The sequence below is a fragment of the Burkholderia sp. COPS genome, assembly GCF_019425585.1.
GTDB classification, from domain to species: domain Bacteria; phylum Pseudomonadota; class Gammaproteobacteria; order Burkholderiales; family Burkholderiaceae; genus Burkholderia; species Burkholderia cepacia.
The window spans coordinates 22,192-42,636 of sequence record NZ_WIXR01000060.1 but is presented as its reverse complement, the minus strand read 5'-3'; the positions used below and the strand labels follow the sequence as shown (position 1 = coordinate 42,636).

General features: G+C 60.8%; 21 protein-coding genes and 1 pseudogene. 11 read left to right on the top strand and 11 right to left on the bottom strand.

The features are described from left to right. Positions 1-94 precede the first annotated feature (94 nt). Positions 95-979 carry a LysR family transcriptional regulator gene (locus FOZ70_RS34485; protein WP_219707693.1) on the top strand — a complete coding sequence of 295 codons (885 nt, stop codon included), beginning with the start codon at positions 95-97 and terminating at the stop codon, positions 977-979. A gap of 224 nt (positions 980-1,203) precedes the next feature. Here the strand turns inward: FOZ70_RS34485 and FOZ70_RS34480 are convergent, their stop codons facing one another. Continuing rightward, entirely contained in the window at positions 1,204-1,830 is a 627-nt protein-coding gene (locus FOZ70_RS34480) for an NAD(P)-binding domain-containing protein (protein ID WP_219707692.1), read from the bottom strand. A gap of 81 nt (positions 1,831-1,911) precedes the next feature. Between FOZ70_RS34480 and FOZ70_RS34475 the strand changes: the two genes are divergently transcribed. Continuing rightward, a complete protein-coding gene (locus FOZ70_RS34475; protein WP_048027610.1) occupies positions 1,912-2,292 on the top strand; it encodes a helix-turn-helix domain-containing protein in 381 nt (126 codons plus the stop codon). A gap of 267 nt (positions 2,293-2,559) precedes the next feature. Here the strand turns inward: FOZ70_RS34475 and FOZ70_RS34470 are convergent. Together FOZ70_RS34470 and FOZ70_RS38310 are read right to left on the bottom strand one after the other, a co-directional pair. Then, positions 2,560-2,682, bottom strand: a pseudogene (locus FOZ70_RS34470) (IS3 family transposase); the annotation flags it as partial. After that, positions 2,669-2,791 (bottom strand): hypothetical protein, encoded by a 123-nt coding sequence (locus FOZ70_RS38310; RefSeq protein ID WP_258025817.1) that lies wholly within the window; start codon positions 2,789-2,791, stop codon positions 2,669-2,671. The pseudogene FOZ70_RS34470 and the gene FOZ70_RS38310, both read right to left, overlap by 14 nt. 934 nt (positions 2,792-3,725) lie before the next feature. On the opposite strand from FOZ70_RS38310, the gene FOZ70_RS34465 reads away from it, so the two are divergent. Continuing rightward, positions 3,726-3,977 carry a hypothetical protein gene (locus tag FOZ70_RS34465; protein WP_059492452.1) on the top strand — a complete coding sequence of 84 codons (252 nt, stop codon included), beginning with the start codon at positions 3,726-3,728 and terminating at the stop codon, positions 3,975-3,977. A 741-nt stretch (positions 3,978-4,718) separates the two neighbouring features. On the opposite strand, the gene FOZ70_RS34460 is transcribed toward FOZ70_RS34465, so the two are convergent. After that, the gene (locus FOZ70_RS34460) at positions 4,719-5,624 is read right to left on the bottom strand and encodes a LysR family transcriptional regulator (protein WP_219707691.1); all 906 of its coding nucleotides are present in this window, start codon (positions 5,622-5,624) and stop codon (positions 4,719-4,721) included. 118 nt (positions 5,625-5,742) lie between these two features. On the opposite strand from FOZ70_RS34460, the gene FOZ70_RS34455 reads away from it, so the two are divergent. The 3 genes from FOZ70_RS34455 to FOZ70_RS34445 all read left to right on the top strand — a co-directional run bounded on the left by FOZ70_RS34455 (position 5,743) and on the right by FOZ70_RS34445 (position 7,856). Next, positions 5,743-6,333: a flavodoxin family protein gene (locus FOZ70_RS34455; RefSeq protein ID WP_219707690.1), complete on the top strand. Its 591-nt coding sequence runs from the start codon at positions 5,743-5,745 to the stop codon at positions 6,331-6,333. Positions 6,334-6,415: 82 nt separating this feature from the next. Next, positions 6,416-7,471, top strand: a complete 1,056-nt coding sequence (locus FOZ70_RS34450) for an aldo/keto reductase (protein WP_219707689.1) — start codon at positions 6,416-6,418, stop codon at positions 7,469-7,471. A 94-nt stretch (positions 7,472-7,565) separates the two neighbouring features. Further along, complete coding sequence (locus FOZ70_RS34445; RefSeq protein WP_219707688.1) at positions 7,566-7,856, top strand: DUF1330 domain-containing protein; 291 nt, start codon at positions 7,566-7,568, stop codon at positions 7,854-7,856. Positions 7,857-7,997: 141 nt separating this feature from the next. Here the strand turns inward: FOZ70_RS34445 and FOZ70_RS34440 are convergent, their stop codons facing one another. Then, positions 7,998-9,026 (bottom strand): NADPH:quinone reductase, encoded by a 1,029-nt coding sequence (locus FOZ70_RS34440; protein WP_219707687.1) that lies wholly within the window; start codon positions 9,024-9,026, stop codon positions 7,998-8,000. Positions 9,027-9,169: 143 nt separating this feature from the next. Here FOZ70_RS34440 and FOZ70_RS34435 point away from each other — a divergent pair, with 143 nt between their 5' ends. Together FOZ70_RS34435 and FOZ70_RS34430 are read left to right on the top strand one after the other, a co-directional pair. Further along, complete coding sequence (locus FOZ70_RS34435) at positions 9,170-9,523, top strand: helix-turn-helix domain-containing protein (protein WP_059585989.1); 354 nt, start codon at positions 9,170-9,172, stop codon at positions 9,521-9,523. 118 nt (positions 9,524-9,641) lie between these two features. Next, a complete protein-coding gene (locus tag FOZ70_RS34430; protein WP_042975538.1) occupies positions 9,642-10,064 on the top strand; it encodes a hypothetical protein in 423 nt (140 codons plus the stop codon). Positions 10,065-10,312: 248 nt separating this feature from the next. Here the strand turns inward: FOZ70_RS34430 and FOZ70_RS34425 are convergent, their stop codons facing one another. Then, positions 10,313-11,383 (bottom strand): hypothetical protein, encoded by a 1,071-nt coding sequence (locus tag FOZ70_RS34425; RefSeq protein WP_081072468.1) that lies wholly within the window; start codon positions 11,381-11,383, stop codon positions 10,313-10,315. Positions 11,384-11,528: 145 nt separating this feature from the next. Further along, on the bottom strand, positions 11,529-11,744 hold the full coding sequence (locus tag FOZ70_RS34420) for a hypothetical protein (RefSeq protein WP_042975539.1): 216 nt from the start codon (positions 11,742-11,744) through the stop codon (positions 11,529-11,531). Between the two features lie 1,732 nt (positions 11,745-13,476). On the opposite strand from FOZ70_RS34420, the gene FOZ70_RS34415 reads away from it, so the two are divergent. Continuing rightward, positions 13,477-14,643, top strand: coding sequence for a porin (locus tag FOZ70_RS34415; protein WP_042975541.1), 1,167 nt, complete (start codon positions 13,477-13,479; stop codon positions 14,641-14,643). On the opposite strand, the gene FOZ70_RS34410 is transcribed toward FOZ70_RS34415, so the two are convergent. Beyond that, entirely contained in the window at positions 14,610-15,053 is a 444-nt protein-coding gene (locus FOZ70_RS34410) for a hypothetical protein (protein ID WP_219707686.1), read from the bottom strand. The genes FOZ70_RS34415 and FOZ70_RS34410 overlap by 34 nt on opposite strands. Before the next feature lie 275 nt (positions 15,054-15,328). On the opposite strand from FOZ70_RS34410, the gene FOZ70_RS34405 reads away from it, so the two are divergent. Further along, complete coding sequence (locus FOZ70_RS34405; RefSeq protein ID WP_219707685.1) at positions 15,329-17,842, top strand: EAL domain-containing protein; 2,514 nt, start codon at positions 15,329-15,331, stop codon at positions 17,840-17,842. Between the two features lie 20 nt (positions 17,843-17,862). On the opposite strand, the gene FOZ70_RS34400 is transcribed toward FOZ70_RS34405, so the two are convergent. Continuing rightward, complete coding sequence (locus tag FOZ70_RS34400; RefSeq protein ID WP_219707684.1) at positions 17,863-19,104, bottom strand: hypothetical protein; 1,242 nt, start codon at positions 19,102-19,104, stop codon at positions 17,863-17,865. On the opposite strand from FOZ70_RS34400, the gene FOZ70_RS34395 reads away from it, so the two are divergent. Beyond that, entirely contained in the window at positions 19,087-19,488 is a 402-nt protein-coding gene (locus tag FOZ70_RS34395; protein ID WP_111999324.1) for a hypothetical protein, read from the top strand. The two genes, FOZ70_RS34400 and FOZ70_RS34395, sit on opposite strands and share 18 nt — an antisense overlap. 193 nt (positions 19,489-19,681) lie before the next feature. Here FOZ70_RS34395 and FOZ70_RS34390 read toward each other — a convergent pair whose 3' ends face one another. Further along, positions 19,682-19,972, bottom strand: a complete 291-nt coding sequence (locus FOZ70_RS34390; RefSeq protein WP_081083989.1) for a hypothetical protein — start codon at positions 19,970-19,972, stop codon at positions 19,682-19,684. Positions 19,973-20,065: 93 nt separating this feature from the next. Beyond that, positions 20,066-20,398 (bottom strand): hypothetical protein, encoded by a 333-nt coding sequence (locus tag FOZ70_RS34385; RefSeq protein ID WP_059652134.1) that lies wholly within the window; start codon positions 20,396-20,398, stop codon positions 20,066-20,068. Between the last annotated feature and the right edge of the window lie 47 nt (positions 20,399-20,445).

Genomic DNA, 20,445 nt, shown 5'->3' with positions numbered 1-20,445 from the left:
TTTCGGTTTCAGGTTGGAGCAGCCATTGTTCTTCGAACCAATATTGAGATAAATGTGCTCTAATTTCCGACACTACTAATCGCTGGTTCGCAATATGGACAAGCTGCGTTCAATGGAAACCTTCGTTGCTGTCGTGGAAGGGGGCAACTTCACCGAGGCGGCGCAGCGGCTTGGCATGTCGGCGGTCATGGTGGGCAAGTACGTGCGCGAACTTGAAGAGCGCCTCGGCGCGCGCATGCTGGAGCGCACCACGCGACGGCAGAGCCTGACGGATGCGGGGCGCGTGTTCTACGAAGACGCCAAGCGCGCGCTTGAACAGGTGCGGATCGCCGAGACGTCGGTCGAGCGATTGCGTGCGTCGCCGTCCGGCACGTTGCGGATCAGCGCGCCGATTACCTTCGGCGCATGCGTCGTCGCGCCGCTGGCCGCGACGTTCCAGCAGATGCATCCGCTCGTGCGCATCGAATTGGCGTTGAGCAATCGCGTCGTCGACCTGGTGGACGAGGGTTTCGATCTCGCCGTTCGAATTGGCGAACTCGGTGACGTCGATCTGATCGCAAAGCCGTTGACCATGTATCGCATGGTGATTTGCGCATCGCCCGGTTACCTCGCGCGGCATGGATGTCCGGAGACGCCGCAGGATCTGGGTGTGCATCACTGCCTGTCTCACTCCGTGTGGAACGGCCGTAACGGGTGGAAGCTCGGCGGGTGGGACGGGCCACAGGTTTCGCAGGATCCGGTCTTCACGTGCGACGACGGGAACGGGCTGCGCATGGCGGCCATCGCGGGCGCGGGATTGTTGCTGCAGCCTGAAGTTCTGGTGGCGCACGATCTGGCGAGTGGCGCGCTGGTGCCGGTGCTGCAAGCGTACTTGCCGGCGCCGCACCCGGTTCATGTCGTGTATCGGCACGATCGGCGGCCATTGCCGAAGCTGACTCGTTTCGTCGAGCATTTGATCGAGCATGGTACGGGGCGCTGAAGTCGAACGCAGGTAGCGATCGGGGAGTCGTGGCGAAGCGAATGCCGACAGGAAGCGACGCGTTGCTGGTGTCTATGTGTCAACTGAACCAACGGGAAGCAGGCGACGCGTCGCGAGTGCGTGGCACTTGAGAGCCGAAGCGATCGCCAGCCCGCTGGCGCCGCGCCATTTCTGCGCGGCCGGGATTCCATTGGCGACCGCGTCGAGGTTGAACGCCCAGGTTTCTAAGCGAGCGCGCGGTGGTACACGAAGCCGGCATTCGTTCCGCCGCCCCGACCTACGGCGATCTGAATATTGAGGTGTGCCATGGCCTCGAGATAACGGGCGTTGTTCAAGGGGCCGGTCACGACGGGCGCGAACCCCGCACTTTCCGCGATCCCGGCGACCGTCGTGTTGGCCTGGACGTCGTTGCCCGCGATGAATGCCGTAACGGGATGGCCGCCCCGATCGATGCGATCCGGCGTCATGATGTCGGCGAACACCGTGTTGAAGCACTTCACCAGACGCGCGCCCGGCAGCAAGTGGCCGATCGCCTCGGCTGCCGATCCGTCGGCCCCCAGCGGAAGTGGCGACCAGTCGTCCTTCAGCGCATTCGTTGCGTCAACAACGACCTTGCCGGCCAGCTGATGTGCAAGGGAGGGAAGTACCTCGGCGCACGCCTGATAGAGGACGGCGATGACGACAACATCACCATGCGCCGCAGCCTCTTCCAGCGACACGACTCGGTACCGGGCGCCCGGACGCGCCCTCGCGGGATTGCGCAAGCCGACCACCAAATCATGTCCCGTCGTGACCAGCAATTCGGCCAGATTCCCGCCAAAGTTTCCACCGCCCAGGAATGCGATCTTCATGGCATGTACCTCACGATTGATTGGGTGGCATCATTCTTTCAATTCCGGTTTCTGCAATCAATTAGGTACCTGAGAGTAACCATGACGAAGAAGATCGAGTTGCCGCCCGATGCGTTCCTGAAAGTCTGTCCGTCACGCGCGGTGCTCGCGCGTATCGGGCAGAAGTGGACCGTGCTGGCCATGGTCGCGATGAAGGACGGGCCGATGCGTTTTGGCGACATCAAGCGCCGCCTGGAAGGTGTGTCGCAGAAGATGCTGACCCAGACGCTGCGCGCGATGGAGCGCGACGGACTGGTGGTGCGCAATGTCTATGACGAACTGCCGCTGCGTGTGGAGTACGCGCTGAGTTCTCTGGCCGGTACGCTGCTTCCGCTCGTCATTGATCTCAAGGCGTGGGCGGAGAATGCGCTCGCGGCGATCGAGGCGAGTAATCGTGCGTTCGATCGTGAGCATGCGGAGTAGAGGGAGGGGATTCGGGTTGGGTTCAGGCCTTTTATGTGCCGGTATGCTCGTAGTTCGCGCGGTCACTCGAGACGGCATCAGGGTGACACTATCGAGGTATGGTGCAGAACGAAAAAAGTGGTCGATTCGTTCCGGCAGACACTGGCGCGATTCGGCGCCGGCGCGGGCGGCTCGCGCAATATTTCCGGTCGAAGTCGATCTGCGCCTGGTAGCGGTAGACCTACATGGCCAGCGCCGCACGGCTGACGATGTCCACGGCCGTCAGGGCTCACGGTGCGACACGATCACCTTGCGGCGCGTCGGCAGCTTCGAGCGCGGTTGCAGTTGTTCTTCCGCATAGCGTCGATAGGCCCGGTTCCGACTCACGCGCCAACCTTCACGCTTGAACACGTCTGCTCTGATATTTCCCGTTGCCGAACCAGATCCGCCACTGGCATGCCCAACTCAGTCCGCTGAGCGCGGCCACGATCTGCCCCACCGAGTACTGCTTGTGCTTCATCGCCAACCTTCCGTTCCTGTTGGGAAAATTGCCTCCGAAACACTGACGCTCATTTGCGTCAAGGGTTTCCAGGGCGGATCGGCACGAAGAGTGGGCGGGAAAGGGAGTCATATGTGAATTAGCGTTAATATATTAAATAGACTTATATTTATAACTAGATAACTGGAACATGAAAAATGAGTTCAGTCGGCTTCGGTTTGTTGTACCATGCAGAAAAATATGGAGAACGAGACGCTGTATGTTCGATGATCAGCGAAATTTTCAGGCATTGGCGAAGGGAGTGGGCGTTGTCAGCTTGTGGATGTGTGATGATTGAAACGCACGGGGGCGTACGCGCGAGCCGGGACGGCTTCATCGGGTGCACGTGATATTGCACCAGGTGAAGTCTTGCAATGGCTGACGTTTCGAGGTCCGCGAAGGGATTGGAATCGGTGCGTGGTTCGGAGTCAATTAGTCAATATCGTATTGGCCCGGTATCTGGTCTTTTTTTGATGTGCCGACACATCCGCTGATGCTCACTAATGGTCATGCGTTTGCGGCGATCAATGTCCTGCATCTCACAATCTCTGTTCCAACGTCGAAATGCGGTCTCGGCGGTACTTCATTATTTAATGTGCATTACCCGGGAGTTCATCATATCCACCGATAACTACGTGGGCGCCTGTTTTCACATGAGACGATCGGCGCGTCGCGATCAGCCGCCGCCGCGCTTCACTCGAAACGCTGCTGGCAACCGCGATACCGCGACGGGCGACAGACACGGCGTTGTCCGTGAAGTATCGCGATCAGGTGTTGCTCGGTGGATGGCAGGGGTGTCGTGGCTGCCACCTGAATCAGGACAACTCGACATTGCAATCGGCGCGGCTCGGCTCGCGTCGCGTACCGGGCCGTAACGTGTTTGACGGCGCTTTCTTATTGATCGACTCGACATTCCATGCGGACCCTGACGTATCAAATGTTGACTGCCTGCGCCGAACGCGAGATCCGTCGACATCTGACCGATGTCGGCACCGACGGGAGTCCCGAGACGCGTACTCTGGCACTCAGCGGTGCCGTGGCAGTGCTTGCAATGTGGCGTGCGTTGCTGGCCGACGCCGACATGGTGTTGGACCCGGAGCGCCATCCGCTGTATCAGGTCGACAGCCAGCGTCTTCGCTCGCTGATCTATTGCAGCGTCAGCCGCTGAATCCGGCGGCGGCCGGCTACGCATCTGGAAGCTATTGAACGAGAAAGCGATTCGATGACGAAGTCACACAACGTATGTGTTAGCAATGCGAACAAAAAAATGATTCCGTAAATGGTGGCAACCGCTGTGATCGGGATGCTGCGGCTGGTCGTGTTTTGACTGCTTCCCTTGATTTTGGTCCGGAGTGTCACAGTCGCAAAGCCGTGTTCGTGTTCTTGAAGGCGAGAGATTGAATCAATCGTTGGAGCAAGAGATGAAGTTTCGAAAGAAAAATTCCGTCGTTGACGCGGAGCAGGTTGTTGACCCGTGCCAGCATCCTCACATCGAACGAACAGACGGTGGTTGGCGAATGCTGACACCGGACGGTTGGCGAAAAGTCAGGGAGGGCGATTGGATCGTGACGGATTCCACGGGTACTGCATGGTCGATACCGAACTCGGTGTTCATAAACCTCTACGAGCCGCACGACGACCAATCGTCCACGTAGCCGAAACGGGCAATTTTCGGCGACTGCCCCGCGTTGGGCGTCCTGGACCGAACGCGCTTGACCCCGGCCTCAATACCATGATGCGAGCGGCAAGCCATTGCGATCCGCCGCGACCATTCGACTTGCGTTCCAGTAAGCAACCTTCGACGAACGTACGAGCGCCAGCGCGATTCAAGGCCTGATCGACGAAGGTGTCGCCGAATGACCGAATGACCGAACGACCCGCGCTGGACATAAACCACCACACCCGCCGCTCAATCAAGATAAGGCTCCAACACCCCCTCGATCCAGTCCATGAAGGCCCGGACGCGGGGCGACAGATTGCGCCGATGAGCCACGACAAGCGACGCGGCGAGCGGCTCGGGCCGCAAGTCGGGTAGCACCTCCACCAGCGCGCCGCTTTCGATGTAATGCGCAAGCGTCGGATATCCCGCCTGGATCAACCCAAGGCCTGCCAGCCCGGCTGCATGATAGGTCTGCACACTGTTGACCTGCATCGCGCTCGGCAGCGGAAGCGACGCATAGCCGTCGCCGTCCGGGTATTCCCATCCGGCGTGCCTGGCACCGAGTGTCAGCGTGTAGTGGATCATCCGGTGTCCCTGCGTGCGCAGGTCATCGAGCGTGTGCGGTGTGCCGTACCGCGCCAGATAGCTCGGGCTCGCCGCATTGGTCATCCGCAGCTTTCCCAGCGGTCGGGCAATCAGCGTCTCGTCGACGATCGGCCCGAGCCGGATCACGCAATCGAATCCTTCCTGGACGAGATCGACACGCCGATCGGTGCTCGAAAGTTCCAGTTCCAGTTCCGGATGCGCCGCCATCAGTGGCGGGAGTGCGGGAATCACGACGCTGCGTGCGAGCTCGGTGGGCATGTCGACGCGCAGCCTTCCCCGCAACGGTGCGCCGTTGCCGGAGAACATCGATTGCAACTCCTGTACTTCGGCCAGCAAGTCGCGCGCGCGTGAATAAAAGGCGCGCCCGTCTTCAGTCAGCTGAACGCGCCTCGTGGTCCGGTGCAGGAGTGCAACGCCCACATCCCGCTCCAGCTCACGGATCACCATCGACACACGTCCCTTCTGAATACCGAGGCTTTCGGCCGCGCGCGTGAAGCTCGTCATTTCGGCGACACGGGCAAAGATCAAAAGCGCGTCGAGGTTTTGCATTGTTCACCCAGCGAGTAACAGAACGTTCAATTTGTCATCGTTTATAACTCAGTTGCGGCTCGGTAGAGTGGCTTTCCATGTTGTCCACCGCGGACAACCCGAACGAAAGGAAGCACCCATGACACCACACGCCGCTCCGGTCAACACAGTCGTCGTATTCCACTCCGGCTACGGGCATGCCGAGCGCATGGCAAGCGCTGTCGCCGAAGGCGCCCGCGCCGTGCTCGTCGCGATCGACAGCGAGGGAAACATTCCAGCGGATGCCTGGGAAACGCTCGCCGGCGCGGACGCGATCCTGTTCGGCTCGCCGACCTACATGGGCGGCCCGAGCTGGCAGTTCAAGAAGTTTGCCGACGCATCCTCGAAGGTCTGGTTCGAAGGCGGATGGCGGAACAAGATCTTTGGCGGCTTCACCAACAGCGCCAGCATCAACGGCGACAAGCTCAACACGCTCGAATACTTCTTCCTGCTGGCCGGGCAGCACGGCGGCATCTGGGTCAGCATGGACATCAAGCCGGCGAACGTGAAAGCCTCGATGCGTGACGACCTGAATCGCATGGGCGCCTATATCGGGCCGATGGCGCAAACGCCTGCCGATGCGTCACCCGAGGAAATGTCGCCAGGCGACCTCGAGACGGCACGCCGCCATGGCATGCGCGTCGCGACGATCGCCGGACAGTTCCGGTCCGGAACACCTCGAGGCAACTGAAATCCCGGCATGCGCGACGGGACGTGACGCAACGGAACGGACGCCGCCGCATGCCATTCAGCCACGTTTGAAGGGAAGGGTGATGAAATACAAGCAACTGGGCCGCACCGGCCTGTACGTTTCCGAGTTGTGCCTCGGCACGATGACGCTGGGCGGCAACGCCGACGCCGGCATGTGGAAGGCGATCGGCGCCGTCGAACAGGACGAGGCGAACCAGCTGATCGCCCGCGCGCTTGCCGACGGAATCAATTTCATCGATACCGCCGACATTTACTCCTTTGGCCAGTCTGAACGCATCGTCGGGCAGGCCCTCCGGGACATCGGCGTGCCGCGCAGCGAGATCGTGCTCGCGACCAAGACGGCCGGCGTGATGGGCCGGAAGCCCAACGAACAGGGTGCGTCGCGCGGCCACATCATGGATTCCGTGCAGAGAAGCCTGGAACGGCTTCAGGTCGACCATATCGACCTGTACCAGATTCACGCCAACGATCCTGTCACGCCGATCGAAGAGACGCTGCGCGCCCTCGACGATCTCACGCGACAGGGGCTGGTGCGATATGTCGGCGTGTCGAATTGGCGCGCGGGCAAGATCGGCAAGGCGCTCGGGCTGAGTGAGGCGCTTCGCGCGACGCGCTTCGAGACGCTCCAGGCCTACTATTCGATCGCCGGACGTGACGTCGAGCGCGAATTGGTGCCGCTCGTCGTCGAGGAGCAGATGGGGCTGCTCGTCTGGTCGCCCCTCGCCGGCGGGTTGCTGTCGGGGAAGTTCGGTCCCGGTGCGTCGACCGACAGCGGTTCGCGGCGCACCCATTTCGATTTTCCGCCGGTCGATCCTGAGCGAGCCTGGCCGTGCGTGGCAGAGATGCGCGCCATCGCCGATGTGCACGATGTCTCGGTCGCGCGGATCGCGCTCGCGTGGCTGCTTGCGAGGCCGCACGTCACGAGCGTGATTGTCGGCGCCAAACGGATCGAACAGCTTGAAGACAATCTCGGCGCGGTCGATGTCGTCCTGACCGAGGCCGAGCTTGCGCGTCTCGATGCCGTGAGTGCTTTGCCGGCCTGCTATCCCGGCTGGATGATCGAGCGTCAGGAGGCTGGCAGGCGCCCTCAACCTTTCCGGCGCGTCGCGTCGGAATAGAACCGGCTAATGCACCTCAATCCGGTCGAAGCAAGTCGTTGAAGATCGCCCCCCGCATTGAATTGCGTGTTCCCGCTACCCAAGAGAGATCGACATGCCAAAAGGTTATCTAGTCGCACATGTCAGCGTTTCGGACCCCGTCGCCTATGCTGCTTATGCAGAAGCCGCGGGTGATGCAATCAAGACTTTCGGCCCCAAGGTCATTGCGGCCTGGGGGCAGTATGAAAACCTCGAAGGCGAGGCCCATGAGCGGCACGTGGTACTCGAGTTCGATTCGTTCGCCGAGGCCAGGCGTTTCTATGAGAGCCCCGAATACCAGACGGCCAAGGCACTCCGCGCCGGGGCGGCAACCGGTACCTTCGTCATTCTCGAGGGGGCTTCATGACCCTGATCACGACACATTCGAACATGAGCGTCTTCGGTTCGATTTCGCGGCAGGGGGCTCATGAATCGCGGCCGTCCTTCGCCGGAGGTGCCCGGCTTGCGAATGCGGGGACGCTGGTTTGCCGACACGTCCTCGCGGTGATCAATCATTCGGTTGAATGTCCCCCGGCCCATGCGACCGGACGAGCGACGGCCTGACGATGATCTTGCCGATAACCTGGCCAGATTCTTGCGCCTCGTGGGCTTCGACGATGGCGTCGAGCGCGACTTGCATGCCTATGGTCGGCGCATAGGCGCCGTCCGCGAGGCATTGGCTGATCGCTGAAACGGCTGCGGACTTGGCGGCCGCCGGGACGGTGTAAATGTAGACGAACCGGAATGAGCAGCCGGCGATCATGGCGTCGAGCAGGGGAAGCGGCACCTGATCGGCAGCGGATCCTACGGCGTACGAACTGATGATGCCGCCGTTGGCGAGGCAACGCATATCGATGTCGAGGTTGTCTTGCAGACTGACTTCCACGATACGATCGACTCCCCGCTGCCGTGTTGCCGACTTCACGATCGCGACCACATCCTGCAGCCGTCGATTGATGACGAGGTCGGCACCCGCACGCCGTGCGGCGTCCGCCTGCCCGGGCGTTGAAACGGTCGTCGCGACCCACGCGCCAGCCCATTTTGCGAGCAGGATTGCCGCGGTTCCGACTGCTCCCGCGCCGCCCTGGACGAGTATCGCGCGACCCTTGATGTCGCCGTCGGAGAAGAGGCAGCGATGGGCCGTGAGTGCCGGAATGCCCAGGCAGGCGCCGACCTCGAACGAAACGTTGTCGGGCAAGGGAACGGCCTGTGCTTCCGGCACGACCGCATATTCCGCGGCCGTGCCGAAGGGGCGGCGATATTGCGCTTCGAACAGCCACACCCGTTCGCCTGTCCGTGTCGGCGCAACGCTGGCACCGACCGCGTCGATCACCCCCGCGCCGTCTTGATGCGGAATGACCATCGGGAATGCGGAAGGGCCGGAGAAGCCGGTACGCGCCTTGATATCGCTGGGATTCAGGCCCGATGCGTGGATGCGCACCCGGACTTCGCCCGGACCCGGTTGCGGAACCGGAAAATCTCCGAGCCTCAACACTTCCGAAGCGTTGCCCTGACGTTCGTAATAAGCGGCCTTCATCGATCTGGTCCCTTGAATGAGTCCGGTCGCCGGTTATCGGCGGCCGATGTAACGATGCCGCGACTATCGGCGGTCGGCCGCTTTTGCACAAGAAGGCACGTCTTTGATATATAGGGAAAGAAATTATCCTATTGGGAGCCGGCATGACATCTTCGGTTAGCACGTATCCGTGCTCGGTCGCCGCGACGGTCGATGTCGCGGGAGGGAAATGGAAGCCGCTGATCGTGCACTATCTGCTGGGCGGTACCAAAAGGTTCGGCGAGTTGCGCGGCTTGATCGGAGCGGTGACCCAGCGCTCGTTGACGTTGCAGCTTCGCGAGCTCGAATCGGATGGCATCGTGACCCGTACGGTTTTCGCCGAGGTTCCGCCCCGCGTCGAATACACGTTGACCGAATTCGGCAGAACGCTCGCCCCGGTGCTCGACGCGATGAAGCAATGGGGCGATGCTTACCTCGCGCGACTGGAGCAATCCGCGGGGCGCCGGCCGTGTTCGTGAGTGTCCCGTTGCGTCGAGGGGGATGTCCGGACACCGTTGCCCGGCGAGTCGTTGAAAACGCACACGTGCCATAATTCGCCGGTTCCTGGGCTATCCGACGCATCGTGTCCTTCACGAAATGATTTTGTTCAGATCTCTTGCCGCCGCCTGCCTGTTGCTGGCGGGATGTATTGCCGCGGCGCACGCCGAAACGTATCCGCCAGAAGTGTCGAGAAACATCGACAAGCTCCAGTCCCGATGTGCCGGCAAGTCCAACGACCCCAAGGCGGCCGCCTGCATCGAATACAAGGACACGCTGGCCCGCACCGTTCCACCCGCTGTCCAGGCGTTGATGCGTCAGGAAGAAGTGGTCGATGGCCAATGCAGGAACGGCGCGGCACCGAAACTCTTGCCTGACGGGCAATATGCTCCGGGCAGTGCGTGCGCACAACGCGAGCTGATGATGAAAACCATTCGCCAGCACGGCTGGTGCTGGGGGCACACGGACATGGACAGCTATCATCCGGGTTGGGTGGTCTGTCATCCCGGTGAATGGCAGTGAAGCCGGGCGAAGCTGTTGCTGAAACGCTCGCGTGACGGCATCGGCGGCGTTCGCGGATGGTTGCGGATTCAACGCGCCGGGGGCGACGGGCCGAGGATTGTGAACGATCGAGTGGCTCGTGCCGAACGGCCGATTGAATCCGCCTCCGAACCCGGTCACTGCCTGCTTCTACAATCCCCGACTGACCTGACCTGACCCGATCCGCTAAAGGCTATCGACAATGGTGCGTGTTGAAAACACGCCGACTGTCAGTCGGACGACGCCGGCACCTCATTTCCCTGAGCCGCACCGCATTGATGGCAATGCGGGAAGAAGAAGAAATTCCGGCCGCCGCATTCGCAGACATTGAAGAGTCGTAATCCGCAATGCACGCAGAATGTGGAGTCGTCGCCGCCGAGATTCCATTGTTTGTCGCATGACGGACAGCGCTTCTTTTCGAGCGAACGAACGGCTTTTTCGTAGCCGATCGTGCGCGCGCGTTCTCCCTGATCCTGCTGCAATTCGAGCCGCTTGCGTTCGGCATAGCGCTGAAAGGCCTTCATCATGTAAAGGCCGGCGAACACCGTGAGCGCAATGCCCACCAGGACCCGGACATAACCGCCGAAATTCGGCAAGTACGGAACCAGTTCGATGAAGAACGCGCTCAGTGCAAACAGGCCAAAACCGTACACGAAAGGCCAGTAGCGCATCTTGCGATAGCGTATGAACAACCAGATCGCAACCAGAAGTATCGGCAGCGTCAGCGCAAGCCGCAGCCCGAATACTTGCAGCTCGTAGTGCCGTGTCGCTTCGTCGAAGCGCCGTTCGGCTGCCGCGTCCGCTTCGGCGATCTGCGTGTCCACTTGAGTCTGCTGCGATGCCAGCGCCCGTTGCTGGTCGTTGATCGCATCGATCTGATGCTGCCAGTTGACCACCACGGCCTGGAGCGAATCCAGTTTGCGAGTTCTCGCCAGAATGTCGGGGTCCCTCGCACTGTCGCCGGTCACCGAGCGCGTTGCCAGCCAGTTGCGGAAGCTTTCTTTTTCGGCCGCATACTCCTTCGCGGCGCGGCCGCGCGCGACCTCCATGGTGTCGGCCTTGTCGGCAAGCGCGTTGTGCTGCGCCTGCAGATTGCGTCGCGCTGCGTCCAGCCGCGCTTTCGTCGGCGCATCGGCGAATTGCTCGATGGCGGGTGGGCCGCCCGTCGGGGCAAACGCCATGTCGCGGATCACGAGGCTGCCGAGCATGTTCAGAAAGACGGCGAAGATGATCGCGATTACCCATGAGGCGAGTCGCAGGAGCCGCGCGGGACTGGTCAGGCCGTCGCCGGAAGTCATCATTGTTTTGCCTTTGTTGGAATGGTTCGCAGTGTTATCAATCTTGACACAATGGTCGACTGTCGCTTATTGGCCGGCTGCCGCCCGATGCGCTGCACCACGCAGCCCTTGACGTTGACTCAGATGAAATGCCGGGCTTGCAAGGCGGTCATCGCGGCGAATCCAGGCCGAGTTGCTCCACTAGCTCAGGGAAGCCAAGCGACGTTGCCATCCTGGCAAAGGCATCCTGCTCTGTTGTCGATGCAACTGCAAGTGCCGCTGCGATCTCCTCAAGCGCGTTGACGTCGTCGTCCTCGGCGTGCAAGTTACTCCGCTGATCGATGTACCTCACGGCCAGTACAAGTGCCTTGGTTATTCCATCCATGTCGCCCTCAAAAGACCAAATGTGAAGTGGACCATGTGTACAGAGAAGATCGCTGCTTTGATAAGAGTGTTGTCATGGCTTGGAAAAATTATACCGGCTCTTTTCGGGGGGTATTCAATTAGCAAAGTTTGGAAATAAAAAATCCACCCTTGAATGCCGGGTAGGATTTAATAGATTCATTGCACGCGGCATCAATATCAATCGACTGTGGAAATATTTGATATTTCAACGTAAGCACGGATGCCACGTGATTGGCGGTTACGAAGTCCCCAAGAGGTTCGCAATCTCACGCTGTGGCGATTGACTTCTTCCTTGTGGATTTCGAAGGCGTATCGGTCACCTGTCGTGGCTATCAGGCGAAACCGAGTCGCGGATCGTTGCTGTGCGATCGCGTCTGCCAACGCATGTTCACATTGCGCTCTCGTGCGCGGGAGCCACGACACATGACGGGCCACTTGCGAGCTCATCTGCAATTCGCAAAATCGCTCGATGTCGGACGGTACGTGTTCACGGAGTCGAACGGGGCATGAATTCATTCAGGTACCGGAAGCAGCCAGGCGCATTTCTCGAAAGGAGTCACACGCGGTCACGGAATCATCACGGCCCGAGCAGCGGATGCGGAAGCGACGGAAACCTCGATGGCAGCGAGCACTTCGAGAGAACGGCGTGCAGCGTCTGTCTCAACGGGTTGGTGCCCTGCGATGCGAGCCAGGATACCTCGCTTCCCGCTGCCATTTTGGCCCCGGCCCGACATTGGATAGGGAGCGTCTGCCGTCAGCGCATAAGCGCTCCCGTTCGACACCGGGTTTTCGTCTGATCGTGAATCAACGTCACGGCGCGGATCTTGCTGACGCGGTGTCCTCGGCCTGTTCTATAAGGGTAAGTCCGGCATGGCGCAACGCCATCAAACCAGATTAACTTATATCAAACAATTTTTGACGCAAAATTATGTTCCTGATATGGTCTTTCGCACTCGCTAAGCGCGATCCGGCCACGTTGGTGCCCGGCGAATAGGTTCGCGTACTTCGCCAGCGGTTGAGCCGGACGCTCAAGCAGCCTGCAATGGCGGCCGGTACTTCCAGACGGTCTTTTGTAGCAGGTGGAGCGTGGTCCGGTTTCGTCATCGCGGGCATTGCACGGGCGCTGGACGTGACGACGCCGGACTGCTCCGAAATGCCATCGGGGAAAGTTCGGCTGAGCGCGATGATCGGCTCGAGTTGTCCGGCTTCGCGGACTCGGTACATCGGTTCGCCGGATCATGAATACGGCGGGACGATGTCAGTTCGAATGAATCCTCTAGTGCGCGCTCGTGGTCAAGGCGCACCCGGAAATCGCCGCGCAGGGGGCAAGTTTCTTCGCGTGATCGACGGTGAAGTTTCGCCGGAGCTGGAAGGCAAGGTATCGATGCGGCAAACAGGCGACCCGGCACATTCTCGATTCACGGTGCCGTAGGGCCGGAGCGACAACGGAAGCAAGGAAGCGGCTTTGATCCAGATCGGGATGCCGCGATTGTTCTGATCGAAAGCGTGCCGGACAGGTCGAGATGCGTGGTACCTCTCCGCATGCAATTTTGAGGATGACGAAATGATTGATTTGATTATGCCGATCTGTCGAATATGACGCTGGCCGTTGCGGCCGAGACGACGCGCAGGCCGTGCGCCGTCATCCGCATGCGAATACGACACAACCCGTTTCAAACAATCCCACAACCACTCCTGACTGTGAAATACAGATGAAAAACAAAAACATCAACGTCAGCGTTATCGCTGTTGCCGCATTCGCCGCATCTTCGGCAGCAATGGCGCAGTCGTCGGTCACCCTGTACGGCATGCTCGATTCGGGTATCGGCTACACCTCGAACATCAATGGCCACAAGCGGTTCGGCCTCGACGGGGGCGCCGTAGGTTCGAACAAGTGGGGCCTCAAGGGGGACGAAGACCTCGGCGGCGGCCTCAAGGCGGTATTCAAGATCGAAAACGGTTTCAACATCGGTACAGGCGGCATAAACGGCCAGGGGCCGATTGGTTCCACGCGTTCGCTGTTCAACCGCCAGGCCTACGTCGGCATTGCTTCCGATCGGTACGGTACCCTGCGCATGGGGCGCCAGCTCGACGCCGTGACGGAAATGGTGCAGGGCCTGACGGGCGACGCCATTTCAGCATCGACGTTCTCGACGCCGGGCGACGTCGACAACAACGACAACACGACGAACCAGAACAGCGCCGTGAAGTACATTTCGCCGGTCATCAACGGCTTCCAGGCTGAAGGCGCGTACTCGTTCGGCGGTGTCGCCGGTGCGATGGGTTCGGGGCAGTCGTGGTCGGTGGCGGCGAACTACGCTCAAGGCGGCCTGACCGTCGCCGGCGGTTACTTCCGCGCGACCAACCAGGGTGAGAACGGGTGGCAGAACGCCACGGCACAGCCGGGTTTCGGTACCGCGCTGGGCTATCCGAGCTCGGGTTATAACGGTGGCAATGCGTTCAAGAGCGCGGGCATCGCCCAGGTCGCTACCCAATACCAGATCGGTCCGTACACGGCGGGCTTGCGGTACTCGAACGCGCAGTACCAGGGCAACAACGGCCAGCCGTCGATCCACTTCAACGTGCTGGGTGCGCTCCTGCAGTACCAGGTCACCCCGGCATTGTCGCTGGCCACCGGGTACACGTATGTCTACGGTTCCGCAGCCACGCCCAGCCAGGCTGCCGAAGGCCGCACGATGGCTTCGATCAACCAGGCGTCGCTCGGTGCCATGTACGCGCTGTCGAAGCGCACGTCGGTTTACGCCGTCGGTGCCTACGTCCATGCCCAGGGCGCTCAGGCTTCGGCTGCCGACTTTGGCAACACCTCGTCGGGCGGTAACCAGGTTCAAGTCAACATCGGCATGCACCATAGCTTCTGATCCTCAAATTGCAGGCCCGGAAGCCCGGAGTAGTGGGTGCAATACGCCGGGCTGGCAGCATTCTGGTGGTTCCACATGACCATGAGCGCTCGGATCGTTAACGATTCGAGCGCTCGTGTCAGACGGCTGCAAGCGGGGCCGCAAACGGGCCGCAAGCGGCCGGGGCGCAGCTGGCCGCCCGATCTCGAGTCTCGTTCGACGAATTGCCCGGACTTCACGGCAGCCGCGACCGGCTTCCATTCCTCCATGAGCGTCGCCGCCGGTCCATGCGACGCCTTGTCGCCCGCGTGTAGCAAAAAGGCCTGCTGAAGCCGGCGGTGTCTCGGCCGCATTGACGGCTCATCGATCGCGCAGCCTCTCGACTTGCCGGCGCGCAGCACGAATGTCGTCACGGCACTCAACTCTTCCACGAATCTGTCGTTAACTCAGGGCGGCTGCCTCCGAGTGGGCGGCGCTCCGGCGTCTGAACCCGCCGGACAAGGGATCGTCAAATGCGACGTCGCGGCCCATGTGTCACGCCCGCCGCCGCGACGCCTCACGCGATGGGTCAATGCCCCGTCTGCGAGTTCGATGAGTACGCAACCATTCGAGGCAAGCGATATCGCACCGTGCCTGTCGCCGCGGGCGAGCCTGAAGGTTGCCGGATCGAAGCGCGCCGGCGAGGGCTTTACGTCTTGGTTAGAGAATGTATCCGAGCAGCTACGATGTTCCGATTGCGCGCCTCGTCGCGCGTCAGATTCTGTCCTGCACACCGGCCACGCCGGTGCGGGAGGTCGCGCGACGCATGTTCATCGAGCGTTGCAGTTCGATCGTCGTGATGGAGGATGAACAGGTCGTCGGGATCTGGACCGAGCGCGATGCACTGTCGGCCGGCGACGATCCGCACGGGCTCGATCGGCCGGTCAGCGAGGTAATGAGCCATCCGGTGCTGACGCTCGAGGCCAACACGCCGCTGGGCGAGGCCGCGATGAAGTTCAAGCAGTCGGGCGTCCGGCACTTCGTGGTGGTCCGCGATAGCGCCCCGATCGGCGTGCTGACGCAGACCGACGTCGTCGTGAACCAGGGGCCGGAGTTCTTCCTGCACCTGAAGCCGATCGAATCGATTCGCATCCATCCGCCCGTCGTGGTGTCCGAGCAGGTCGCGGTGCACGACGTCATCGCACGGATGCGCACGCAACGACTCGACGCGATCCTGGTCGGCTACGACGACGGTGAGCACGGCATCCTGACTGAGCGGGACATCGTCCGGCTCCTGGCGGAAGGCGCGTCCCAGGGCGCGGTCGGGGCCTACGCGAGCAAGCCGCTGCAGATGCTGAGCGCAAAGCAGAGCTTGTATACAGCACAGCGCTTCATGACCGAGCACAATATGCGGCACGTCGGCATTCGGGACGAGGCGGGCAGGCTGACCGGGCTGCTCTGTTTCGCGGACGTGCTGCAGAGCATCGAGCATGAATACGCGAATGAGTTGCGCAGCGCCGTGCGCGAGCGCGACGAAGCGCTGGGTCTCGCGCGCTTCAACCTGCGCATGGCGGATCGGGTGTTCGAATCGGCGCTCGAAGGCATCATGGTCACCGATCGGCACGCGAGGATCGAGCGCGTCAACCAGGCCTTCACGCGCCTGACCGGGTACACCGCGGACGAAGTGATCGGGCGCAACCCGGGCCTGCTGAGTTCCGGGCGCCAGACGCCGGATTTCTACAAGCAGCTGTGGCATTCGCTGACGACCGATGGCCACTGGCAAGGCGAAATCTGGAATCGCCGCAAGACCGGCGAGCTGTTTCTGGAATACCTGACGATCACCAGCATTCGCGACAACGACGACGAGATCTCGCACTATGCGGCGATCTTCTCCGACATCACGCAGCGGCGTCAGGCGGAGGAGCGGCTGGGTTATCTCGCCACGCACGACGTGCTCACCGATCTCGCGAACCGGGCGCTGTTCGAGGAGCGGCTCGTGCACGCGATCGCTCGCGCGAAGCGGCTCGGTCACAAGGTCGCGGTGATGTACCTCGATCTCGACCGCTTCAAGCTGGTCAACGACACGCTCGGCCACAACGCCGGCGACGAGGTGCTGAAGCAGGTTGCGGAGCGCATCGTCGCGTCGGTGCGCTCGAACGACACGGTGGCGCGCATGGGCGGTGACGAATTCGCGCTCGTGCTCGAGGAATTCGACGATGTCCGCGACGTCGGGCGCGTTGCACGCAAGCTGCTGGACGAAGTGGCGCGGGCGATCGATGTCGGCGGTCGCGAGATATTCGTGACGCCGAGCATCGGCATCAGCATCTATCCGGACGACGGCACCGAGGCGGAGCACCTGATCCTGCTCGCGGACCAGGCGATGTACGGCGCGAAGAGTCGAGGCAGGAACGTGTTCCAGTTCTTCGAGAGCAAGATGACATCGTCGGCGATGGAGCAGCTGGAGACGCTCGGCGAGCTGCACCGCGCGCTCGAGCAGAACGAATTCCGGCTGTTCTACCAGCCGCAATACGATCTGGCCAGCGGCCGGATCGTCGGCGTGGAGGCGCTGCTGCGCTGGCTGCATCCGCGCAAGGGCCTGGTGCCGCCGGGCGACTTCATCGGGCTGGCGGAGCGGTCGGCGCTGATCGTCCCGATCGGCCGGTGGGTGCTGCGCGAAGCCTGCCGGCAGGCGCGCCGCTGGCTCGACGAGGGTTTCGAGTTCGGGCGGGTGTCGGTGAACGTGTCGGCGCGGCAGTGCTTTACCGACCATTTCCTCAGCGACCTGACGACCATCCTCAGCGAAACCGCGCTGCCGGCCGAATGCCTGCAGCTCGAGTTGCTCGAAAGCATGGCGATGAACACCCGCGAGGAAATCGGCATCCTGCTGCGCGAACTGGCGACACGGGGGATCAGCCTGGCGATCGACGATTTCGGTACGGGCTATTCGTCGCTGGTGTACCTGAAGGATCTGCCCGTCGATACGCTGAAGATCGATCGGTCGTTCCTGACGGACTGCGGTTCGGGCAGCACGGATGATGCAATCGTGCGCGCGATCGTTGCGATGGGGCGCGCGCTGGGGCTCGATGTCGTGATGGAGGGCGTCGAGACGGAGAAGCAGCTGGCGTTCCTGCAGGAAATCGGTTGCCACCAGGTGCAGGGATTTCTGTTCGCGCGGCCGCAGCCTGCTGAACAGCTGGCCGGGATCTCGTTGCGTCGCGGTGTTGAATTGCTGACCGAGTGAGGCGGTCGGGTGTCAATATGTCAGCCGCCGAGGTTCCCCGCGATCGCGCTACTGCCGCTTTTGACCGACAGCATGTCCGTCACCTTGCCGGTATAAAAATCGATGATTTCACCGCCATGCGTCAGCAGCCGGTCGCCGAACCAATCTGCTGCCAGTGCCGCGGGCGGCCCACGGTGACGTTGAATGGCATGTTCGACCGCGCCGGTATGTGCGTCGATCACCAGATCCTCGCCCCAATTGCAGCGTGCCGTTTCCGGCAAGGGTAAGCACAAATGGCTGCCACTCTCGTTGAACAGGATGTTGGCCGAGCGAATCTCGCCAAATTCGCCAATATCGCGCGACCATACCACCGAGCCATTCCGGTCACAGCACAGCAATTGATTGGTATCGCTCGCGACGAACATGACTGACCCATCGCGCGCAAAGCGCAGGCGCTTGACCTTGCCGCCCGCCGGGAGATTGACCGTGTTGATCTCGCCGCTGCGGCAATTCACGGTCAGCACCGAATTCCTGGTTCGTTTGTCTGGAGCCCACAGGAGTCCGTCGACCGGATCCACGTCGCCGAAACGTGCATCGAAATCGCGCGCGACAGGATCGCCAAGCTCGCCGGTGTCCAGATCGATCACCACCGGACGGCCTTTGTCATTGCTCTTGAAGACGCTTACCAGCGCATAGCGCCCGGAAGGATCCAGGCGCGTCCAGAACGACAGAAACCTGTCGGTCTGATGCAGGACGGTGCCATCGGCAACCACGGTCAAGCGGCTACGGTTGGTATTGCGTGCGACTATCCACGACGCCGATGCCAATGCAAGACGACGGCCGTCGCGCGATACATCACATACCGTATCGTCCGTCTGCGCGCCGGCAACCGATGTAATCGTTTTCGAATCACGGTCGTATCGCACTAACGCCGGCTCGGGAAGGAAAGCGTCAGTTGGGTCAAAGAACACGAGACCGCGGGGTACATCGATGTACACAAAGAACTCCGGCAAGAAATGCGCAAAAGACGTGTCGATCGCGATTGTTTGGTTAACCACCGACGCCTTGCGTCGGCGGATCATGTCCTGATTATCAACAGACTGGCACGTGGCGTCGAGCGATTGGTCGTGGGCGGCTGGTCGGAGCTGGTTGACCGTGGTCGAACCTGAAGAGACGGTCCGGTTTGCCGGAAGCAGGCATTCAACATTACACTTTGCCTTTGATTTACCTTCCCCTATCGAGCTTTCTTTCGAGCCCGCTTTGTCATGGATGACTCCGCTCAAATCGACAAAATCGTGGAAGATTCGTTTGGCCTTTGGATTACGGGTCTTTTCAGCGCGATCGGCGGCAATTCACCGGGTATGGCCTTCCATAGCCATAGAGATGCATTCTTTCGAGTCGTCGAGCATCTGCTTCGGACGGGAAGGATCAAGTTCATTGCCCCGGGAGCGGATTGCTATGTCTCGCCCGAACATCCGAATCCTCGATTCACGATCAACGATCAACAAGCGCAGTGGCACGCTTCGCCTGACGAGATCATCTCCTACCTCCGAGACAGGTGGCCGGAGGCTGCATACCATGAGCACGATCTGTTACTGCTCGATTACTTCTACAGCATCCCCGCAGTGATATGGGTTGGCGACGATGGCACCTTGGTGGCATCTTGATCGGAGCGATCGCGCCAACTATTCGAGAAGCTGACCGAAGCCCGATTGATGACGATCTAGGTGGTGATGCCGGATGTCTGAAAGTGGCCGACTGCAGCCCGACGGCGAGCCGTTGTCGGATGCCGGCGTCGAACGGACTGCATCCGGTTGAATCCACCACCCACAACGGCCGTTGCTGCCGGGCAGGCTTGCGCTATGTCTTGGGCTGACCATCTGCATTCCAATACTCCCAGACTCCAACCTCGGTTCCCCGATCATAGTTACCGGACGCAGCAAGGCTGCCGTTAGGATGGAAGTCCTTCCATGGACCATGTTCGACGCCGTGATCATAGTTTCCCTCGGAAACTACGGTGCCATTCTCGCTATATGCGACAAAGAGGCCATGCCTAATCCACCGACTGCCGTCGGAATTGAGGTACCGAGAGTAACGATATTTGATGTCACCGTTCTCGTAATAGATCTCCGCGACCTCCAAATCGGGCATGCTCTATTGTTCTCCGAGTTTTCCAGAATCCCAGTACGAGTTTCTTGTCTGAGAAGCATATCAGTGACCGCACTTGGCCGGCAGCAGACTGCGCTAGCTGGTAATGCTTTTCCCTCTCAAATAGTTGAGCAGGTCTTCTTGTGTCAAGCCCGGGGTTCCCCAGTCCAGCCAGTTGCGAAAATATTCCGGGTAAGCGAAATACACACGCTGGCCAACCTTGACGAAACCGTCTTGCTTGCCATGGGCGCTCACGAAACGAAGGTGCTCAATCGTCATTACGTAAGCGTTGCGCGCATCGTCGCTCGGAAAATATTCTATCGTCGGGGAAACCCGGTACGAGGAGTCGCCAAGAAGCAAGTCCACAAGGTCCAACGCATGGCCGCCGTCAACCAGCCGAAGGATTTCAGATCTATCCGCTGCGCTCACATGATGCTCCCTTTCAAAGGTAGGGATGAGGTGCGACTCTCGGCCAT